Origin of the sequence: Streptomyces mobaraensis NBRC 13819 = DSM 40847, assembly GCF_017916255.1 — a bacterium.
Lineage (GTDB): Bacteria > Actinomycetota > Actinomycetes > Streptomycetales > Streptomycetaceae > Streptomyces > Streptomyces mobaraensis.
Genome location: NZ_CP072827.1, coordinates 1,434,238 through 1,449,426, shown reverse-complemented (window position 1 = coordinate 1,449,426; position 15,189 = coordinate 1,434,238). Strand labels below are relative to the sequence as shown.

16 protein-coding genes are annotated in these 15,189 nt (G+C 73.6%); 11 read left to right on the top strand and 5 right to left on the bottom strand.

Going from position 1 to position 15,189, the window contains the following annotated elements; all coding sequences use genetic code 11:
* Window positions 1-91: 91 nt before the first annotated feature.
* From rplT to J7W19_RS05685, 8 genes are all read left to right on the top strand, one after another.
* Window positions 92-478, top strand: coding sequence for a 50S ribosomal protein L20 (gene rplT / locus J7W19_RS05720; RefSeq protein WP_004944290.1), 387 nt, complete (start codon window positions 92-94; stop codon window positions 476-478).
* Window positions 479-595: 117 nt separating this feature from the next.
* Window positions 596-1,429 (top strand): TrmH family RNA methyltransferase, encoded by an 834-nt coding sequence (locus J7W19_RS05715; protein WP_004944291.1) that lies wholly within the window; start codon window positions 596-598, stop codon window positions 1,427-1,429.
* Between the two features lie 57 nt (window positions 1,430-1,486).
* The gene (locus tag J7W19_RS05710) at window positions 1,487-2,587 is read left to right on the top strand and encodes a sensor histidine kinase (protein ID WP_004944293.1); all 1,101 of its coding nucleotides are present in this window, start codon (window positions 1,487-1,489) and stop codon (window positions 2,585-2,587) included.
* 163 nt (window positions 2,588-2,750) lie between these two features.
* Window positions 2,751-3,869 carry a phenylalanine--tRNA ligase subunit alpha gene (pheS, locus tag J7W19_RS05705; RefSeq protein WP_004944295.1) on the top strand — a complete coding sequence of 373 codons (1,119 nt, stop codon included), beginning with the start codon at window positions 2,751-2,753 and terminating at the stop codon, window positions 3,867-3,869.
* Window positions 3,869-6,376 (top strand): phenylalanine--tRNA ligase subunit beta, encoded by a 2,508-nt coding sequence (gene pheT / locus J7W19_RS05700; RefSeq protein ID WP_004944297.1) that lies wholly within the window; start codon window positions 3,869-3,871, stop codon window positions 6,374-6,376. Before pheS ends, pheT begins: the two co-directional genes overlap by 1 nt.
* A 188-nt stretch (window positions 6,377-6,564) precedes the next feature.
* Window positions 6,565-7,740 carry a PP2C family protein-serine/threonine phosphatase gene (locus J7W19_RS05695; protein ID WP_004944299.1) on the top strand — a complete coding sequence of 392 codons (1,176 nt, stop codon included), beginning with the start codon at window positions 6,565-6,567 and terminating at the stop codon, window positions 7,738-7,740.
* Between the two features lie 86 nt (window positions 7,741-7,826).
* Window positions 7,827-9,164: a tetratricopeptide repeat protein gene (locus J7W19_RS05690; protein ID WP_004944301.1), complete on the top strand. Its 1,338-nt coding sequence runs from the start codon at window positions 7,827-7,829 to the stop codon at window positions 9,162-9,164.
* Between the two features lie 58 nt (window positions 9,165-9,222).
* Window positions 9,223-9,753 (top strand): NUDIX hydrolase, encoded by a 531-nt coding sequence (locus J7W19_RS05685; RefSeq protein ID WP_004944303.1) that lies wholly within the window; start codon window positions 9,223-9,225, stop codon window positions 9,751-9,753.
* A 45-nt stretch (window positions 9,754-9,798) separates the two neighbouring features.
* Here J7W19_RS05685 and J7W19_RS05680 read toward each other — a convergent pair whose 3' ends face one another.
* Together J7W19_RS05680 and J7W19_RS05675 are read right to left on the bottom strand one after the other, a co-directional pair.
* Window positions 9,799-10,056, bottom strand: coding sequence for a hypothetical protein (locus J7W19_RS05680; RefSeq protein WP_004944304.1), 258 nt, complete (start codon window positions 10,054-10,056; stop codon window positions 9,799-9,801).
* 152 nt (window positions 10,057-10,208) lie between these two features.
* On the bottom strand, window positions 10,209-10,664 hold the full coding sequence (locus J7W19_RS05675) for an Lrp/AsnC family transcriptional regulator (protein WP_004944306.1): 456 nt from the start codon (window positions 10,662-10,664) through the stop codon (window positions 10,209-10,211).
* Between the two features lie 134 nt (window positions 10,665-10,798).
* Here J7W19_RS05675 and J7W19_RS05670 point away from each other — a divergent pair, with 134 nt between their 5' ends.
* The gene (locus J7W19_RS05670) at window positions 10,799-11,422 is read left to right on the top strand and encodes a LysE family translocator (protein WP_004944308.1); all 624 of its coding nucleotides are present in this window, start codon (window positions 10,799-10,801) and stop codon (window positions 11,420-11,422) included.
* 27 nt (window positions 11,423-11,449) lie between these two features.
* The gene (locus J7W19_RS05665) at window positions 11,450-11,677 is read left to right on the top strand and encodes a hypothetical protein (protein WP_004944311.1); all 228 of its coding nucleotides are present in this window, start codon (window positions 11,450-11,452) and stop codon (window positions 11,675-11,677) included.
* 39 nt (window positions 11,678-11,716) lie between these two features.
* On the opposite strand, the gene J7W19_RS05660 is transcribed toward J7W19_RS05665, so the two are convergent.
* Together J7W19_RS05660 and J7W19_RS05655 are read right to left on the bottom strand one after the other, a co-directional pair.
* Window positions 11,717-12,472 carry an IPT/TIG domain-containing protein gene (locus J7W19_RS05660; RefSeq protein ID WP_004944312.1) on the bottom strand — a complete coding sequence of 252 codons (756 nt, stop codon included), beginning with the start codon at window positions 12,470-12,472 and terminating at the stop codon, window positions 11,717-11,719.
* A 218-nt stretch (window positions 12,473-12,690) separates the two neighbouring features.
* Complete coding sequence (locus tag J7W19_RS05655) at window positions 12,691-13,551, bottom strand: 3-hydroxybutyryl-CoA dehydrogenase (RefSeq protein ID WP_004944315.1); 861 nt, start codon at window positions 13,549-13,551, stop codon at window positions 12,691-12,693.
* A 163-nt stretch (window positions 13,552-13,714) separates the two neighbouring features.
* Here J7W19_RS05655 and J7W19_RS05650 point away from each other — a divergent pair, with 163 nt between their 5' ends.
* Window positions 13,715-14,935: a glycoside hydrolase family 10 protein gene (locus J7W19_RS05650; protein ID WP_004944317.1), complete on the top strand. Its 1,221-nt coding sequence runs from the start codon at window positions 13,715-13,717 to the stop codon at window positions 14,933-14,935.
* A gap of 15 nt (window positions 14,936-14,950) precedes the next feature.
* Here J7W19_RS05650 and J7W19_RS05645 read toward each other — a convergent pair whose 3' ends face one another.
* Entirely contained in the window at window positions 14,951-15,151 is a 201-nt protein-coding gene (locus J7W19_RS05645) for a DUF1918 domain-containing protein (protein WP_004944320.1), read from the bottom strand.
* Window positions 15,152-15,189: the final 38 nt, after the last annotated feature.

Genomic DNA, 15,189 nt, shown 5'->3' with positions numbered 1-15,189 from the left:
GCCGTACGGCAGGGCGCACGTCGAGACCGGGACCCAATCGTTTCCGGGCCGCGTGAGAACCGTCCGCGGCCCCGCTACAAGGAGTTAACAAGTGGCACGCGTCAAGCGCGCAGTCAACGCGCACAAGAAGCGCCGGGCGATCCTGGAGCAGGCCAGCGGCTACCGCGGTCAGCGCTCGCGCCTGTACCGCAAGGCCAAGGAGCAGGTCACCCACTCCCTGGTCTACAACTACAACGACCGGAAGAAGCGCAAGGGCGACTTCCGCCAGCTGTGGATCCAGCGCATCAACGCCGCCGCCCGCCAGAACGGCATGACCTACAACCGCCTCATCCAGGGCCTGAAGGCCGCCAACATCGAGGTGGACCGCAAGATCCTGGCCGAGCTCGCGGTCAACGACATGAACGCGTTCGCCGCGCTCGTCGAGGTCGCCCAGAAGGCGCTGCCGGCCGACGTCAACGCGCCGAAGGCTGCCGCCTGACCGATGCCGTGAGGCATCCGCTGGCACGGTCCGGACCCGCAGGCCCCTCCCGGTCTGCGGGTCCGGTCGCGTTCCGGCCCCTTCCGCAACCCCAACCGAGCGACCGAAAGTGAGCCCATGGCGGCCCCCGAGCTGACCTCCCTGCGATCGCCCCGCGTCGTCGCGGCCCGCCGCCTCGCCAAGCGCAGCTTCCGCGGCAAGGAGCGCCGCTTCCTCGCCGAGGGCCCGCAGTCCGTCCGCGAGGCCGTCGACCACCTCGTCGAGCTCTACGTGACCCCGGACGCGGCCGAGCGCCACGCCGACATCGTCGCCGCCGTGCGCGCCGCCGGAGTGCCCGTCCTCACCGCGACGGACGAAGTGATCGCGGAGATGTCCGAGACGGTCACCCCGCAGGGCCTGGTCGGCCTCTGCCGCTTCCTGGACACGCCCTTCGAGGACATCCTCGCCGCCCGGCCGCGGCTGGTCGCCGTCCTCGCCCACGTCCGCGACCCCGGCAACGCCGGTACGGTCCTGCGCTGCGCGGACGCCGCGGGCGCCGACGCCGTCGTGCTCACCGACGCCTCCGTCGACCTGTACAACCCCAAGTCCGTCCGGGCCTCCGTGGGCAGCATCTTCCACCTGCCCGTCGCCGTGGGCGTCCCCGTCGAGGACGCCGTGCGCGGCCTGCGCGGCGCGGGGGTGCGGATCCTCGCCGCCGACGGCGCGGGCGACCGCGACCTCGACGCCGAGCTGGACGGCGGCACCATGGGCGGTCCCACCGCCTGGGTCTTCGGCAACGAGGCGTGGGGCCTGCCGGAGGAGACGCGCGCGCTGGCGGACGCCGTGGTGCGGGTGCCGATCCACGGCAAGGCCGAGAGCCTCAACCTCGCCACGGCCGCCGCCGTGTGCCTCTACGCGTCCGCCCGTGCGCAGCGCGCGTCCGGAGGGTGCCGCTCTGTTACCTCCAGCTAGTAGGGTGACGCACCTGGGGCTCGGGAGGGGGCGTCGGGTGTGAGTGGGGAAGCTGCCGTGGGCGGTGCCGCCGTCATCGATGACGGCGTTGTCGGGGCCGGATGCGTGCTGCACCCGGACGACCTGCCGGACGGCCTGGTCGTCGCCGACGCCGCGGGCCGCGTCGTCGCGTTCAACGCCGCGGCGGCCCGGATCACCGCGCTCCGCCCGGCCGACGCGCTCGGCCGGCCGCTGGACCGCGCCCTGCCGCTGGAGGACCTGGACGGCCGCCGCTGGTGGCCGCTGTCCGACCCGTACGGCGGCCTCGCCACCCGCACCGGCCAGCCGGAGCGCAACCTGCTGCTGCCCGGCGGGCGCGAGGTGCTGGTCTCCGCCCGCTACGTCCGTGAGCGCCCGCTCGGGCCGCTGGTGCGGCTCGTCGTCCAGCTGCGCGGCACCGAGGCCCGGCGGCGCACCGAGCGCAGCCACGCCGAGCTGATCGCCACCGTCGCCCACGAGCTGCGCTCCCCGCTGACCTCCGTGAAGGGCTTCACGGCGACGCTGCTGGCGAAGTGGGAACGGTTCACCGACGACCAGAAGCGGTTGATGCTGGAGACCGTGGACGCGGACGCCGACCGCGTCACCCGGCTCATCGCCGAGCTGCTGGACATCTCCCGGATCGACTCCGGCCGGCTGGAGGTGCGCCGGCAGCCCGTCGACATGGCCGCCGCCGTCCGTCGGCACGTCGCCGCGCAGATCACCCGCGGCCAGCGCGCGGACCGCTTCGTGGTCCGGGTCGTCGAGCCGCTGCCCCCGCTCTGGGCCGACCCCGACAAGATCGACCAGGTGCTCGGCAACCTCCTGGAAAACGCGGTGCGCCACGGCGGCGGAACCGTCACCATAGAGGTGGCACCCGCCTTGACGAACGCGCGTACGGAGGGAACGGCGGTCACCGTGAGCGATGAGGGACCCGGCATTCCCGAGGACGCCATGACCCGCGTCTTCACCCGCTTCTGGCGGGGCAGCAAGCGCGGCGGCACGGGCCTGGGCCTCTACATCGTCAAGGGCATCGTCGAGGCGCACGGCGGGACGATCACCGTCGGGCGGGCGGCCCGCGGCGGCGCCCGGTTCCGATTTACCCTGCCCGTGGGCGCGCCGGCGTTCCTGTCCCAGGGCTGAGCTTCACCTTCTCCCGGGGCCGACGCAGCGGGCCCGCGGGCTCTCCGGACCCCCGCGCCCCTTAGACTCGACCTTTGGCACGTTTCTGGGGCCACTTTGGCCAATACAGTCGGGCGAAGCCGCGCAGCCAGCGGAGCCAGCCACTTCGGAAGTACGGGAAGAGATGTCGGCACCCAATAAGTCGTACGACCCTGTCGAGGTCGAGGCACTGAAACCGGAAGAGATCGAGCGCATGCGGGACGAGGCGCTCGCCGCCTTCGCCGCCGCCGCCGACCTGGACGCCCTGCGGGAGGCGAAGACCGCCCACATGGGCGACCGCTCCCCGCTCGCCCTCGCCAACCGCGAGATCGGCGCCCTCCCGCCGCAGGCCAAGGCCGAGGCGGGCAAGCGCGTCGGCATGGCCCGCGGTGCCGTGAACAAGGCCCTGGCCGCGCGCCAGGCCGAGCTGGAGGCGGAGCGCGACGCCCGTGTGCTGGTCGAGGAGGCGGTGGACGTCACCCTGCCGTACGACCGCGTGCCGGCCGGCGCCCGCCACCCGCTGACCACGTTCATGGAGCGGGTCGAGGACGTCTTCGTGGCCATGGGCTACGAGGTCGCCGAGGGCCCCGAGGTCGAGGCGGAGTGGTTCAACTTCGACGCGCTCAACTTCGAGCCGGACCACCCGGCCCGCGCCATGCAGGACACCTTCTTCGTGGCCGGCCCCAAGAACGCCGAGACCGGCGTCGTGCTGCGCACCCACACCTCCCCGGTGCAGGTCCGCTCGATGCTGGACCGTGAGCCCCCCATCTACGTCGTCTGCCCCGGCCGCGTCTACCGCACGGACGAGCTGGACGCCACCCACACCCCGGTGTTCCACCAGGTCGAGCTCCTCGCCATCGACGAGGGCCTGACCATGACGGACCTCAAGGGCACCATCGAGCACATGGCCCGGGCGCTGTTCGGCGAGGGCCTGGAGACGCGGCTGCGTCCGGCGTACTTCCCGTTCACCGAGCCGTCCGCCGAGCTGGACATGCAGTGCTACGTCTGCCGCGGCGCCTCGGTGGGCAACCCCGAGCGCCCCTGCCGCACCTGCTCCAGCGAGGGCTGGATCGAGCTGGGCGGCTGCGGCATGGTCAACCCGCGCGTGCTCGTCGCCGCGGGCATCGACCCGGAGAAGTACAGCGGATTCGCCTTCGGGTTCGGCATCGAGCGGATGCTGATGTTCCGCCACAACGTCGAGGACATGCGAGACATGGTCGAGGGTGACGTGCGCTTCACCCGGCCGTTCGGGATGGAGATCTGATGCGCGCCCCGCTTTCCTGGCTGCGGGAATACGTCGACCTGCCGGCCGGCACCACCGGCCGCGACGTGCAGGCCAAGCTCGTCGCCGCCGGTCTGGAGGTCGAGCGGGTCGAGCACCTCGGCTCCGACCTCACCGGCCCGCTGGTCGTCGGCAAGGTCCTCACCATCGAGGAGCTGGAGGGCTTCCGCAAGCCGATCCGCTTCTGCACCGTGGACGTCGGCGCCGCCAACGGCACCGGCGAGCCGCAGGAGATCGTCTGCGGTGCCCGCAACTTCACCGTCGGCGACAAGGTCGTCGTGGCGCTCCCCGGTGCCGTCCTGCCCGGCGACTTCGCCATCGCCGAGCGCAAGACGTACGGCCGGATGTCGCGCGGCATGATCTGCTCCGGCGACGAGCTGGGCATGGGCGACGACGGCTCGCACGGCATCATCGTGCTGCCGCCGGAGCACGAGGTCGGCACCGACGCCATCGAGCTGCTGGAGCTGCGCGACGACGTCCTGGACATCGCCGTCACCCCGGACCGCGGGTACTGCCTGTCCCTGCGCGGCATCGCCCGCGAGACCGCCACCGCGTACGGCCTGCCGCTGCGCGACCCGGCGCTGCTGGACGTGCCCGCGCCCAACTCGTACGGCCACCCGGTGCGCGTCGCCGACCCGGCCGGCTGCGACCGCTTCACCGCCCGCACGGTCACCGGCATCGACCCCGAGGCCCGGTCGCCGATCTGGCTCCAGCGCCGGCTGCAGAAGGCCGGCATGCGCCCGGTCTCGCTGACCGTCGACATCACCAACTACGTGATGCTGGAGCTCGGCCAGCCGCTGCACGCCTACGACCGCTCCCGGATCGCCGGGACGATCGGCGTCCGGCGCGCCGAGCCGGGCGAGAAGCTGACCACCCTCGACGGCACCAAGCGCGTCCTGGACGCCGAGGACCTGGTCATCACCGACGACAACGGCCCCATCGGGCTCGCCGGTGTCATGGGCGGCGCCGGCACCGAGATCGCCGGGGCGGCCGAGGGCGGCTCCACCGAGGTCGTCATCGAGGCCGCGCACTTCGACGCCGTCTCCATCGCCCGCACCGCGCGCCGGCACAAGCTGTCCTCCGAGGCGGCCAAGCGCTACGAGCGCGGCGTCGACCCGCAGGCGGCCTCGGCCGCCGCGCAGCGGACCGTCGACCTGCTGGTGCTGCTCGCCGGCGGCACCCCGGAGGCCGGGGTCACCGAGTTCATCACCCCCAGCGCCCCCCGCACCATCGCGCTGCGCGCCGACCACCCCGACCGGGTGGCGGGTGTGGCGTACGGCCGGGAGACCGTCGTCCGCCGCCTCCAGGAGGTCGGCTGCGACGTCTACGGGCAGGACGAGCTGATCGTCACCGTCCCGAGCTGGCGGCCCGACCTCACCGACCCCAACGACCTCGCCGAGGAGGTCATCCGGCTGGAGGGCTACGAGAGCCTGCCCTCCACGCTGCCCAAGCCGCCCGCCGGCCGCGGTCTGACCGCACGGCAGCGCCTGCACCGGCGCGTCGGCCGCGCCCTGGCCGGCGCCGGGTACGTCGAGGCGCCCAGTTACCCGTTCGTCGGCGACTGGGCCCTGGACCACCTGGGCCTGGAGGCCGACGACGCCCGCCGGCTGACCGTGCGGCTGGTCAACCCGCTCTCCGAGGCGGAGCCCGCGCTGCGCACCACCCTGCTGCCGGGGCTGTTCGCCACGCTGCGCCGCAACGACAGCCGGGGCGAGCACGACCTGGCCCTGTTCGAGACCGGCCTGGTCTTCCGCCCCACCGGCGAGGAGCTGCCGGCCCGCCGGCTGCCGGTGGACCGCCGTCCCACCGACGAGGAGATCGCCACCCTCGACGCCGCGCTGCCCCGGCAGCCGCGCCGGGCGGCCGTGGTCCTCGCCGGCGCCCGGGAGCGCGCCGGCTGGTGGGGCCAGGCCCGCCCGTCGGGCTGGGCGGACGCCGTCGAGGCGGGCCGCACGGTGGCCCGCGAGGCCGGTGTCGAGCTGATCGTCCGGCAGGACCAGGTGGCGCCGTTCCACCCGGGCCGCTGCGCCGCGCTGCTGGCCGTGATCGACGGGCAGGAGGTGCTGGTCGGCAACGCCGGTGAGCTCCACCCGCGCGTCATCAAGGCGTTCGGCCTGCCGGAGCGCACCTGCGCGATGGAGATCGAGCTGGACCGGCTGGAGCAGGCCGGTGCCGGGCCGGTCGAGGCGCCGCGCGTCTCCGCCTTCCCGGTGGCCACGCAGGACGTCGCCCTCGTGGTGGACGCGGGTGTGCCGGCCGGTGAGGTCGAGGCCGCGCTGCGGTCCGGCGCCGGCGAACTGCTGGAGTCGCTGCGGCTGTTCGACGTCTTCACCGGCGAGCAGCTGGGCGAGGGCCGGAAGTCGCTGGCGTACGCGCTGCGGTTCCGCGCCACCGACCGCACGCTGACCGCCGACGAGGCGTCCGCGGCCCGTGACGCCGCCGTCCAGGCGGCCGTCGAGCGCACCGGCGCGGTGCTGCGCGGCGCGTAGGCACGGCTGGTCGTACTGCTCTCCAAGGTCCAAGGGGCGCTCCGGTTTTCCGGGGCGCCCCTTGCGCACCGTCAGCCTCGCACCCACCGGGCTTCACCCGATGGGGTGGAAAACGGGGTTCAGGTCGTTACTTCCGCGCCGGCGCTCGCAAGAATCGAGCGCGTCATTGCGCAAGGGGGGCCGACGGCATGATCCGTACCAAGGCGGCGGCGCGCTGCCGACGGGGTGCGGTGCTCGCGCTGCCCGGCCTCTGGGTCGCCGGAGTGGTGGTCTGGGAGCTGCTCAGCCCGCTCGGCGTGCACTTCGTCCAACTGCTCGCCGCCGCCCCCGCCATCGCCTGCGCCGGCAGCGGGCGCCGCCAGTGCGTGCTGCTCGGCGGCGGCTGCGCGCTGTTCGCCCTCGTCCCGCTGGGATCGGCGGGCCGCGCCGATCCGGCCATGCGGCTGGGCACCTGCTGCGCCGTCCTCGCCGTCGTCGCCGCGGCCTGGCTCACCAGCCACCGCCGACTGCGGCTGACCCGCGAGCTCGAACGGCTCCGGGAGATCGCCGCCACCGCCCAGCACGCCGTGCTGCGCCCACTGCCGCCCCGCCTCGACGGGCTCACCCTGGCCGGCGGCCACCGCTCCGCCAGCGAGGGCGCCCTCCTCGGCGGCGACCTCTACGAGGCGCTGGCCACCCGGCACGGCGTCCGGCTGGTCATCGGGGACGTCCGCGGCCACGGCCTGCCCGCCCTCGGCACGGTCGCCGCCCTGCTCGGCAGCTTCCGCGAGGCCGCCCACGACGAGGACGGCCTCCCCGGCGTGCTGCGCCGCATGGAGCGCGCCTTCCACCGCCACCTCGGCGACCGCGCGTCCGGCCAGTCGCCGCCGTCCGGCGAGGATTTCGCGACCGTCCTCGTCCTCCAGGTCGGGCCGGAGAACGAGGTCACGGCCCTCAACTGCGGCCACCCCTGGCCGCACCGGCTGACCGGCGGCGACCACCGCCCGCCCGCCGGCGTCCGCGCCGAGGTCCTCTCCGCCGGCGAACCGCTGCCCCCACTGGGCATGTTCCCGCTCCCCGCCGAGCCGCCCGTCCGCCGCCTCACCCGGCTGCTGCCCGGTGAGACCCTGGTGCTGCACACCGACGGCGTCGAGGACGCCCGGGACGCGGCCGGCCGCTTCTTCCCGCTCACCCGCGCCCTCGCCGAGGCCGCCGCGAGCGCGCCCGTCGTCCCCGCCGCCGTCGTCGACCGCGTCCGTGCGGCCGTCCTCCGGCACACCGGCGGCGTCCTCACCGACGACTTCGCCCTGCTCGCCCTGCGCAACGACCGCGCCCCGGACCGCACCCCGCGCGGACCGCTGGTCGGCAGCTGCCCGCACGGCTGAACTCCCGTGCCCACCGGGCCCGTTCACACCCCGTGCGAATCCGTTTCCGTTACGCTGGGTCGACCGAGCGCTCACGGAGGGGCGGCATGGAGCCCAACACTCTGCTCGACGCCATACTCGACGAGGCGGGGATGTCCCACGCCGGCCTGGCCGCCCACGTCAACGCGGCGGGCCGGGCCCGGGGTCTGGCGTTGCGTTACGAACACACCGCCGTGGCCCGCTGGTTGAAGGGCCAGCGGCCGCGCGGGCAGGTGCCCGACCTCATCTGCGAGGTGCTGGGCGAGCGGCTGCACCGGCCGCTGACCCTCGACGACATCGGCCTGGGCACCCCCGGCGCCCCCCGGGTCCCCGGCACCCCGCTGTCCGGCTTCGTCGAGCGGGCCACCGCCCTGTGGCGCTCCGACGAACAGCAGCGCGAGCACGTCGTCACCGCCCCCGCCGTCACCGGCACCCACGCCGTCATGCCCGTCTGGGAGTGGGAGAACCCGCCCGACGACGCCGACGTCTCCCGGCGCGGCCTCACCCGCGTCTCCATGGACGACATCGCCATGCTGCGCGCCGCCCGCACGCACTACGAGCAGATGTACCGCAAGGCCGGCGGGATCGCGACCCGCGCCCGGATCGTCGGCTTCCTCAACGCCGAGACCGCCCCGCTGCTGCGCGGCAGCTACTCCGACGCCACCGGCCGCCACCTCCACCGCGCCACCGGCGGGCTGGTCGCCGTCGCCGGCATCTGCGCCTACGACTCCGACGCGCACGGCCTCGCCCAGCGCTACTTCCACCAGGCGCTGCGGCTGGCGAAGGCCAGCGGGGACCGGGGGCTCGGCGCCTACGTCATAGCCCTGCTGGTCAACCAGTCGCTGTTCCTGGGGGAGTACCGGCAGGCCGTCGCCTTCGCCGAGTCCGCGCTGCGCTCCGGCGGCCCGCACCTGACCCCCGCCCTGACCGCCGACCTCTACGCCATGCAGGCCAAGGCGTACGCGCGGCTCGGCGACGGCGCCGGGGCGCTGGGCTGCATCCGCCGCGCCGAGTCGGCCGCCGAGCGCATCCACCGGGGCCAGGAGCCCGCCGAGACCGGCTACGTCCAGCCGGGACTGGTCAACGTCCAGGTGGCCGAGGCCCTGCTCAGCCTCGGTGATCTCCGACCCGCCCGTGAGCACGCCGACCGGGCCGTCGACACCCCCGCCCACGACCGGGGCCGTGTCCACCGGCTCGCCATGCTCACGCACATCGAACTGCGTCAGGGAGACGCGGACAAGGCGGTGGCCACCGCTCAGGAGATGACCGAGCAGGCGAGGGGCATGGAATCGCAGCGCTTACGGGACCGGCTCCGGGCGGTGCGCGAGCACCTGGTCGAAAGCGGGTGCGCGGCCACCGCCGAGGCCGCCGAAATGATCGAAGGGGCGCTGCGGGTGCCCTTGTGACGACCCTTGTGCGGGCGACGCCCGGGTAGGTGGCCACCTCGGCGGAAGGTGGCAACACGTGCGTTGGAAGAATCTCGCGGAGCGGAACGTCTATGAGAACCGCTGGTTCCGGGTCAATCTCGCGGACGTCGAACTCCCCGACGGCCGGCACCTCGACCACTTCCTCATCCGGATGCGGCCCGTGGCCGTCGCCACGGTGGTCAACGAGGCCAACGAGGTCCTGCTGCTCTGGCGGCACCGGTTCATCACCGACACCTGGGGCTGGGAGCTGGCCGCCGGGGTCGTCGAGGACGGCGAGGATGTCGCCCGGGCCGCGGCCCGGGAGATGGAGGAGGAGACCGGCTGGCGTCCCGGCCCGCTGCGGCACCTGATGACCGTCGAGCCGTCCAACGGCCTCACCGACGCCCGGCATCACGTCTACTGGACGGACGAGGCCGAGTACATCGGTGAACCGGAGGACGGCTTCGAGTCGGACCGCCGCGAGTGGGTCCCGCTCAAGCTGGTGCCGGACCTGATCGCCCGGGGTGAGGTGCCGGCCGCCAACATGGCCGCCGCCCTGCTCCTGCTGCACCACACGCGCCTCGGCTGATCGCCTGATCACTTGATCGGCGAGGGCGGCGGGGGACCCCCGCGCTCACCGGCCGAGCATCTGCCAGACGGCGAGGCCCAGCCCGGCCAGGCCGGTGAGCGCGGCAAGGGAGGAGACCGGCCAGCGGCCGCTCTCCAGCGCCTTGACGCGCTCCTCCACTTCGGTGATCTCGCGTTGCGCCTGGTCGCTGCGCTGGGTGAGCAGGGCGAGGCGCCCGTCGATGCGGACGACGCCCACGTCGAGTCTGCGCCGGAGCTCCGCGAGCTCTGCCGTCTTCGCGGCGTGCTCGGGATGCATGGTCACGGTCCGTACTCCTTCCGGAAGGCCCCACGGCTGTTTCCGTGGTGAACGCGCTGTACGACAAGGAAAGCGCGGGGCGGGCCGGGGCGGGAGCGTGTGCGGAGGGTGAGTACGGGTCAGTTCCGCACACCCCGTGTGAACGGGCTTGCGGCGAACTAGCGCTCAGGGAGCGGGCGTTCCTCGACCACGCGTTTCATCACCAGGGTGGAGTCCAGCCGCAGCACACCCGGCAGCGTGGCCAGGTGCTCGTCGTAGAGCCGCTGGTAGGCGTCGAGGTCGGCGGTGACCACGCGCAGCATGTAGTCCGGGTCGCCGAACAGCCGCTCCGCCCGCACCACCTGCGGAACGGCGGCGACGGCCCGTTCGAAGTCGCTGACCGTCTCGCGGTCCTCCTGGTGCATGGTGATGAACACCAGGGCCTCGAAGGCCAGCCCGAGGGCGCGCGGGTCCACCACGGCCCGGTAGCCGCGTATCGCCCCCGAGCGCTCCAGCTCGCGCAGCCGGCGGTGGCAGGGGGAGACGCTGAGCCGCACCCGGGCGGCCAGTTCCGTGACGGTGAGGCGGCCGTCCTGCTGGAGCTCGGCAAGGATTTTCCGATCGAGGCTGTCCATGGGCGATATTCTCCCTCCGCCTCGCCGGTACGGGACAAAAGCCGACAACACTTCCCGCCGGATCACGCATAACCTTCCCCACCGCAACGGCAATTCATCGGAATCGGACACCGTCCGGAAGGGGTGCGCAGCGCATGGCCGTCGGCTCCATGACCGCCTTTCTCACCGTCTCCGTCCTGCTCCTCCTCGTCCCCGGCGCCGACTGGGCCTACGCGATAGCCGCCGGGCTGCGCGACCGCTCGGTCATACCGGCGGTCGGCGGTCTGATGCTCGGCTACGTCGCACTCACGGTGGTCGTGGTGGCCGGCGTCGCCGCGGTGGTCGCCGGGACGCCGAGCCTGCTGACCGCGCTCACCGTGCTCGGCGCGGGCTACCTCCTCTGGCTGGGGGTGGCGACGCTGCGCCGGCCGTCCGTGCCCGGCGCGGCGGCGGAGGCACCGGCCGGGCTCGGGCCGGCCCGCGTCCTGCTCCAGGGCGCCGGCACCAGCGGCCTCAACCCCAAGGGGCTGCTGCTCTACGTCTCGCTGCTGCCGCAGTTCGTCGACCGGCACGGGACGTGGCCGGTGGCGCTCCAGACCGGAACGCTCGGCGTGCTGCACGTGGCGGCCTGCGGCGTGGTCTACTTCGGCGTCGGGACACTGGCCCGCCGGGTACTGCGGGCCCGGCCGTCCGTGGCCCGCACGGTGAGCCGGCTGTCGGGCGTGGCGATGGTGGGCATCGGAGCGTTCCTGCTGGTGGAGCGGCTGGTGGCCGCCTGAGGGGACGCGGGCGGGGGCCGGGTCGCCGTGGCCGTCGGGGCCCTGCTGACCTACGTCTGGGCGGGCTTCACCCAGGCGGCGGACTCCGACGCCCCGTTCGCCGTCGCCGTGACCGGCAACGCGGTCTTCGGCGCGGGCGCGCTCGTCCTGGCCCGGGCCGCCGTCCGCTCGGTCCGACGGCACCGGGCCGACGAAGACGCCGGGGGCAGTGCCGGGCCGACGGGCGCGTGTGATGGAGCCGCCGGGCGCACTTGACGGGGCCGTCGGGCCGGCGAGCGCGCGTCGGACGCGGTGTCAGCTCGCGGCGGCACCGAAGCGGAGCACGAGCATCCCGTTCGTCAGGTACGGCTTGGTGACGTACAGCTCGCACTCCCCGGCATCCCCGCCGTCGACGACGTCCGCGTACACCCGCTCCCCGACCAGCGCGGCGTTGGCGGTGACGGCCTTGGCCACGGCGCCCAGGCAGTTCGCCGGGTTTCGGTCGCCGGAGAACTCGGCGGAGAAGTCGATGGCGAGCGTCGGTTCCTTCAGCACCAGGCAGATGTCCACCGAGGACCACTCGGGAACGGACGCGGCCCCGGAACCGTGCGGGAAACGGACGCACAGCGCCGGCCCGCCCTCCAGGCCGCCGAGGTCCACCCGGGTCGGGGACCGGCCGACGAACCCGGCGTAGGTCCGCGGCGAGGGATCCGTCAGCCGGAAGCCGACGCCCGCCGAGGCGACCGGAGCGCCGTTGCGGAACACCGCGACCTCGGAGAACGTCAGTGTCGTCCCCCCGAAGGCGATGCGCTCGGTGTGGACGTCGGTGCCCGTGCCCGGCCACATGAGCAGGTCGCCCTCGGCCGCCCGGGCCACCGGGCCGATCCTGACCTTCAACTCGGTGTCCGTGGAGCCCGGTTCGGGCCGGGCGCAGGCGCCCATGCCCCCGATCACGACACAGTTGTTGCGCACGTGCGGGGCGAAACCCGTGCCCCGGATGGTCACGAGGGTTCCCTCGCGGCCTTCGGAGGGTTCGACCGATGAGATGGTGACGGGCCGGCGCGTCAGCATGGGGGCGCTCCTCGCGGGTCGCGGCCCGGCCGTGGCGGGCCGGCCTTTTCCCCGGATACCGGCCGGGGTGCCCGGCGCACCGGAGCGCTGTGGCGGGGCGCGCGGAGGCCGGAGGAGCGTCCGGCGCCCTGAGGGCGGCCGAGGGGGCGCTCGGTGCGGAGCGCCCCGGCTTACCGTCCGTGCGCGGAGGCCGGATCAGCCCTGCGGGAAAGGCGGGATCAGCCGTAGGTGTAGAAGCCCGCGCCGGACTTCCGGCCGAGCCGGCCCGCGTCCACCATCCGCTGGAGCAGCGGGGGAGCGGCGTACAGCGGCTCCTTGTACTCGGCGTACATGCTGTCCGCGACCGAGGCGACGGTGTCCAGGCCGATGAGGTCGGAGAGCTTGAGGGGGCCCATGGGGTGGGCGCAGCCCATTTCCATGCCGTTGTCGATGTCCTCGCGGCTGGCGATGCCGGACTCGAACATCCGGATGGCCGACAGCAGGTACGGGATGAGCAGCGCGTTGACGATGAAGCCGGAGCGGTCCTGCGCGCGGATGGGGTGCTTGTCCAGGACGCCGGCCACCAGCGCCTCGGCGCGCTTGACGGTCTCGTCGGAGGTGGTGAGCGCCGGGATGATCTCGACCAGCTTCTGCACCGGGGCCGGGTTGAAGAAGTGGATGCCGATGACCTGGTCGGGGCGCGAGGTGGCGACCGCGAGCTTGACCAGCGGGATGGACGAGGTGTTGGACGCGAGGATGGCGTCCGGGCGGGTGACGACCTGGTCGAGTACCTGGAAGATCTCGGTCTTGACCTGCTCGTTCTCCACGACGGCCTCGATGACCAGGTCGCGGTCGGCGAACTCGCCGAGGTCGGTGGTGAAGCTCAGCCGCTCCAGGGCGGCGTCCCGCTCCGCCTCGGTGATCTTGCCGCGTTCGGCGGCCTTGCCGAGGGAGTTGGTCAGCCGGGTGCGGCCGATCTCCAGGGCCTCGCCCGTGGTCTCGGCGACCTTGACGTCCAGGCCCGCCCGGGCACACACCTCCGCGATGCCCGCGCCCATCTGGCCGCAGCCGACCACTCCCACGCGTTCGATGTCGCTCAAGACGTTGCCTTTCGGTGCTCTTCGTCGACCGGCGGGTGCCGGGGTCGCTCCCGCCTCGGTCAGACGTTACTCCGCGCGGTCCGGTAGCGGGGGGCCCGGGGAGGGCATGCTCAGCGCGCACGGTGTGACACATCCGACAAGGAGTGAGCAACATATGGTGCGTATGACGCGAAGACGGTTCACGGCGGTCGGGGCGGGGGCGGTGACGGCCCTGGGCCTGTTCCCGGGCGCGGGACGGGCGGCGGACGCCGGGACTCCCACGGAGTTCCGGGGCGTATGGGCCGCCACCGTCGCCAACATCGACTGGCCGTCCCGCCCGGGGCTCGGCCGGGACCGGCAGCGCGAGGAACTCCTCGCCCTCCTGGACTCCGCCGTGAAGCGGCGGCTCAACGTCGTCCTCCTCCAGATCCGGCCGACCGCCGACGCGTTCTGGCCGTCGCGGTACGAACCGTGGTCCGAGTTCCTGACCGGCACGCAGGGGAAGGACCCGGGCTGGGACCCGCTGGACTTCGCCGTCCGCGAGGCGCACCGGCGGAGCCTGCAACTGCACGGCTGGTTCAACCCGTACCGCATCGCCAACCACACCGACCCCGGGCGGCTCGTGCCGTCCCACCCGGCGCGGAAGCACCCGGGCTGGGCGGTGCCCTACGGCGGGAAGCTCTACTACAACCCTGGCCTGCCCGACGTCCGGCGGTTCGTCCAGGACGCCATGCTCGACGCGGTGTTCCGCTACGACCTCGACGGGGTGCACTTCGACGACTACTTCTACCCGTACCCGGTGGCGGGGCAGGAGTTCGACGACGCGGCGGCCTACCGGCGGTACGGCGGGAAGTTCTCCGACCGGGGCGCCTGGCGGCGGGACAACATCGACCGGCTGGTGCGCGAGACGGGCGAGCGCATCAAGCGGCGCAAGAAACACGTGCGGTTCGGGGTGAGCCCGTTCGCCGTGTGGCGCAATAAGGCGACGGACTCCCGGGGTTCGGACACCCGGGCCGGCGTGCAGACGTACGACGACCTGTACGCGGACACCCGGAAGTGGGTGCGCGAGGGATGGATCGACTACATCGTCCCCCAGGTCTACTGGCACATCGGCAACGCCGCGGCCGACTACGCGACGCTCGTACCGTGGTGGGCCCGGACCGTGCGCGGCACCCGCGTCGGCCTGTACATCGGCGAGGCGCTCTACCGGCAGGGCGACCCGTCACAGCCCGCCCCCTGGCAGGACCCGGCCGAACTCTCCCGCCACCTCACGCTTTGCCGGCGCCATCGCGAGGTGGGCGGGAACGTCTACTTCTCCGCCCGGCAGGTGCGCGACGACCCGATCGGGGCGATGGCGCGCGTGGTCGGGGACCACTACCCCCGCCGCGCGCGCCCGCCGCGCTGATCCCGCGGCGTGCGGCTACCGCTCGCCCGTCGCCTTGCGGTGGTCCACCACCGAGTCGGGGCCCGGCGACATGATGGTCTCGTGGCCGTTCTCGGAGCGGACCCGATACGGGGGTGTGCCGTTGGGCCCGAGGACCTCGACGATCTCCACGACGTGGTCCTGCTTTCCGACGACCCTGCCGTGTACGACCAGGTGGTCGCCCTTGCTCGCATGCATCGACGCGGCTCCTTTCGTCGGGGTCGGCCGTGGCTTGT

What these genes read in the sequence shown, in the direction of transcription:
- J7W19_RS05715 (WP_004944291.1), top strand. Translation starts at nt 596, where the DNA reads ATGGCGGCCCCCGAGCTGACCTCCCTGCGATCGCCCCGCGTCGTCGCG.
- pheS (WP_004944295.1), top strand. Translation starts at nt 2,751, where the DNA reads ATGTCGGCACCCAATAAGTCGTACGACCCTGTCGAGGTCGAGGCACTG.
- pheT (WP_004944297.1), top strand. Translation starts at nt 3,869, where the DNA reads ATGCGCGCCCCGCTTTCCTGGCTGCGGGAATACGTCGACCTGCCGGCC.
- J7W19_RS05695 (WP_004944299.1), top strand. Translation starts at nt 6,565, where the DNA reads ATGATCCGTACCAAGGCGGCGGCGCGCTGCCGACGGGGTGCGGTGCTC.
- J7W19_RS05690 (WP_004944301.1), top strand. Translation starts at nt 7,827, where the DNA reads ATGGAGCCCAACACTCTGCTCGACGCCATACTCGACGAGGCGGGGATG.
- J7W19_RS05675 (WP_004944306.1), bottom strand. Translation starts at nt 10,664, where the DNA reads ATGGACAGCCTCGATCGGAAAATCCTTGCCGAGCTCCAGCAGGACGGC.
- J7W19_RS05670 (WP_004944308.1), top strand. Translation starts at nt 10,799, where the DNA reads ATGGCCGTCGGCTCCATGACCGCCTTTCTCACCGTCTCCGTCCTGCTC.
- J7W19_RS05660 (WP_004944312.1), bottom strand. Translation starts at nt 12,472, where the DNA reads ATGCTGACGCGCCGGCCCGTCACCATCTCATCGGTCGAACCCTCCGAA.
- J7W19_RS05650 (WP_004944317.1), top strand. Translation starts at nt 13,715, where the DNA reads ATGACGCGAAGACGGTTCACGGCGGTCGGGGCGGGGGCGGTGACGGCC.
- J7W19_RS05645 (WP_004944320.1), bottom strand. Translation starts at nt 15,151, where the DNA reads ATGCATGCGAGCAAGGGCGACCACCTGGTCGTACACGGCAGGGTCGTC.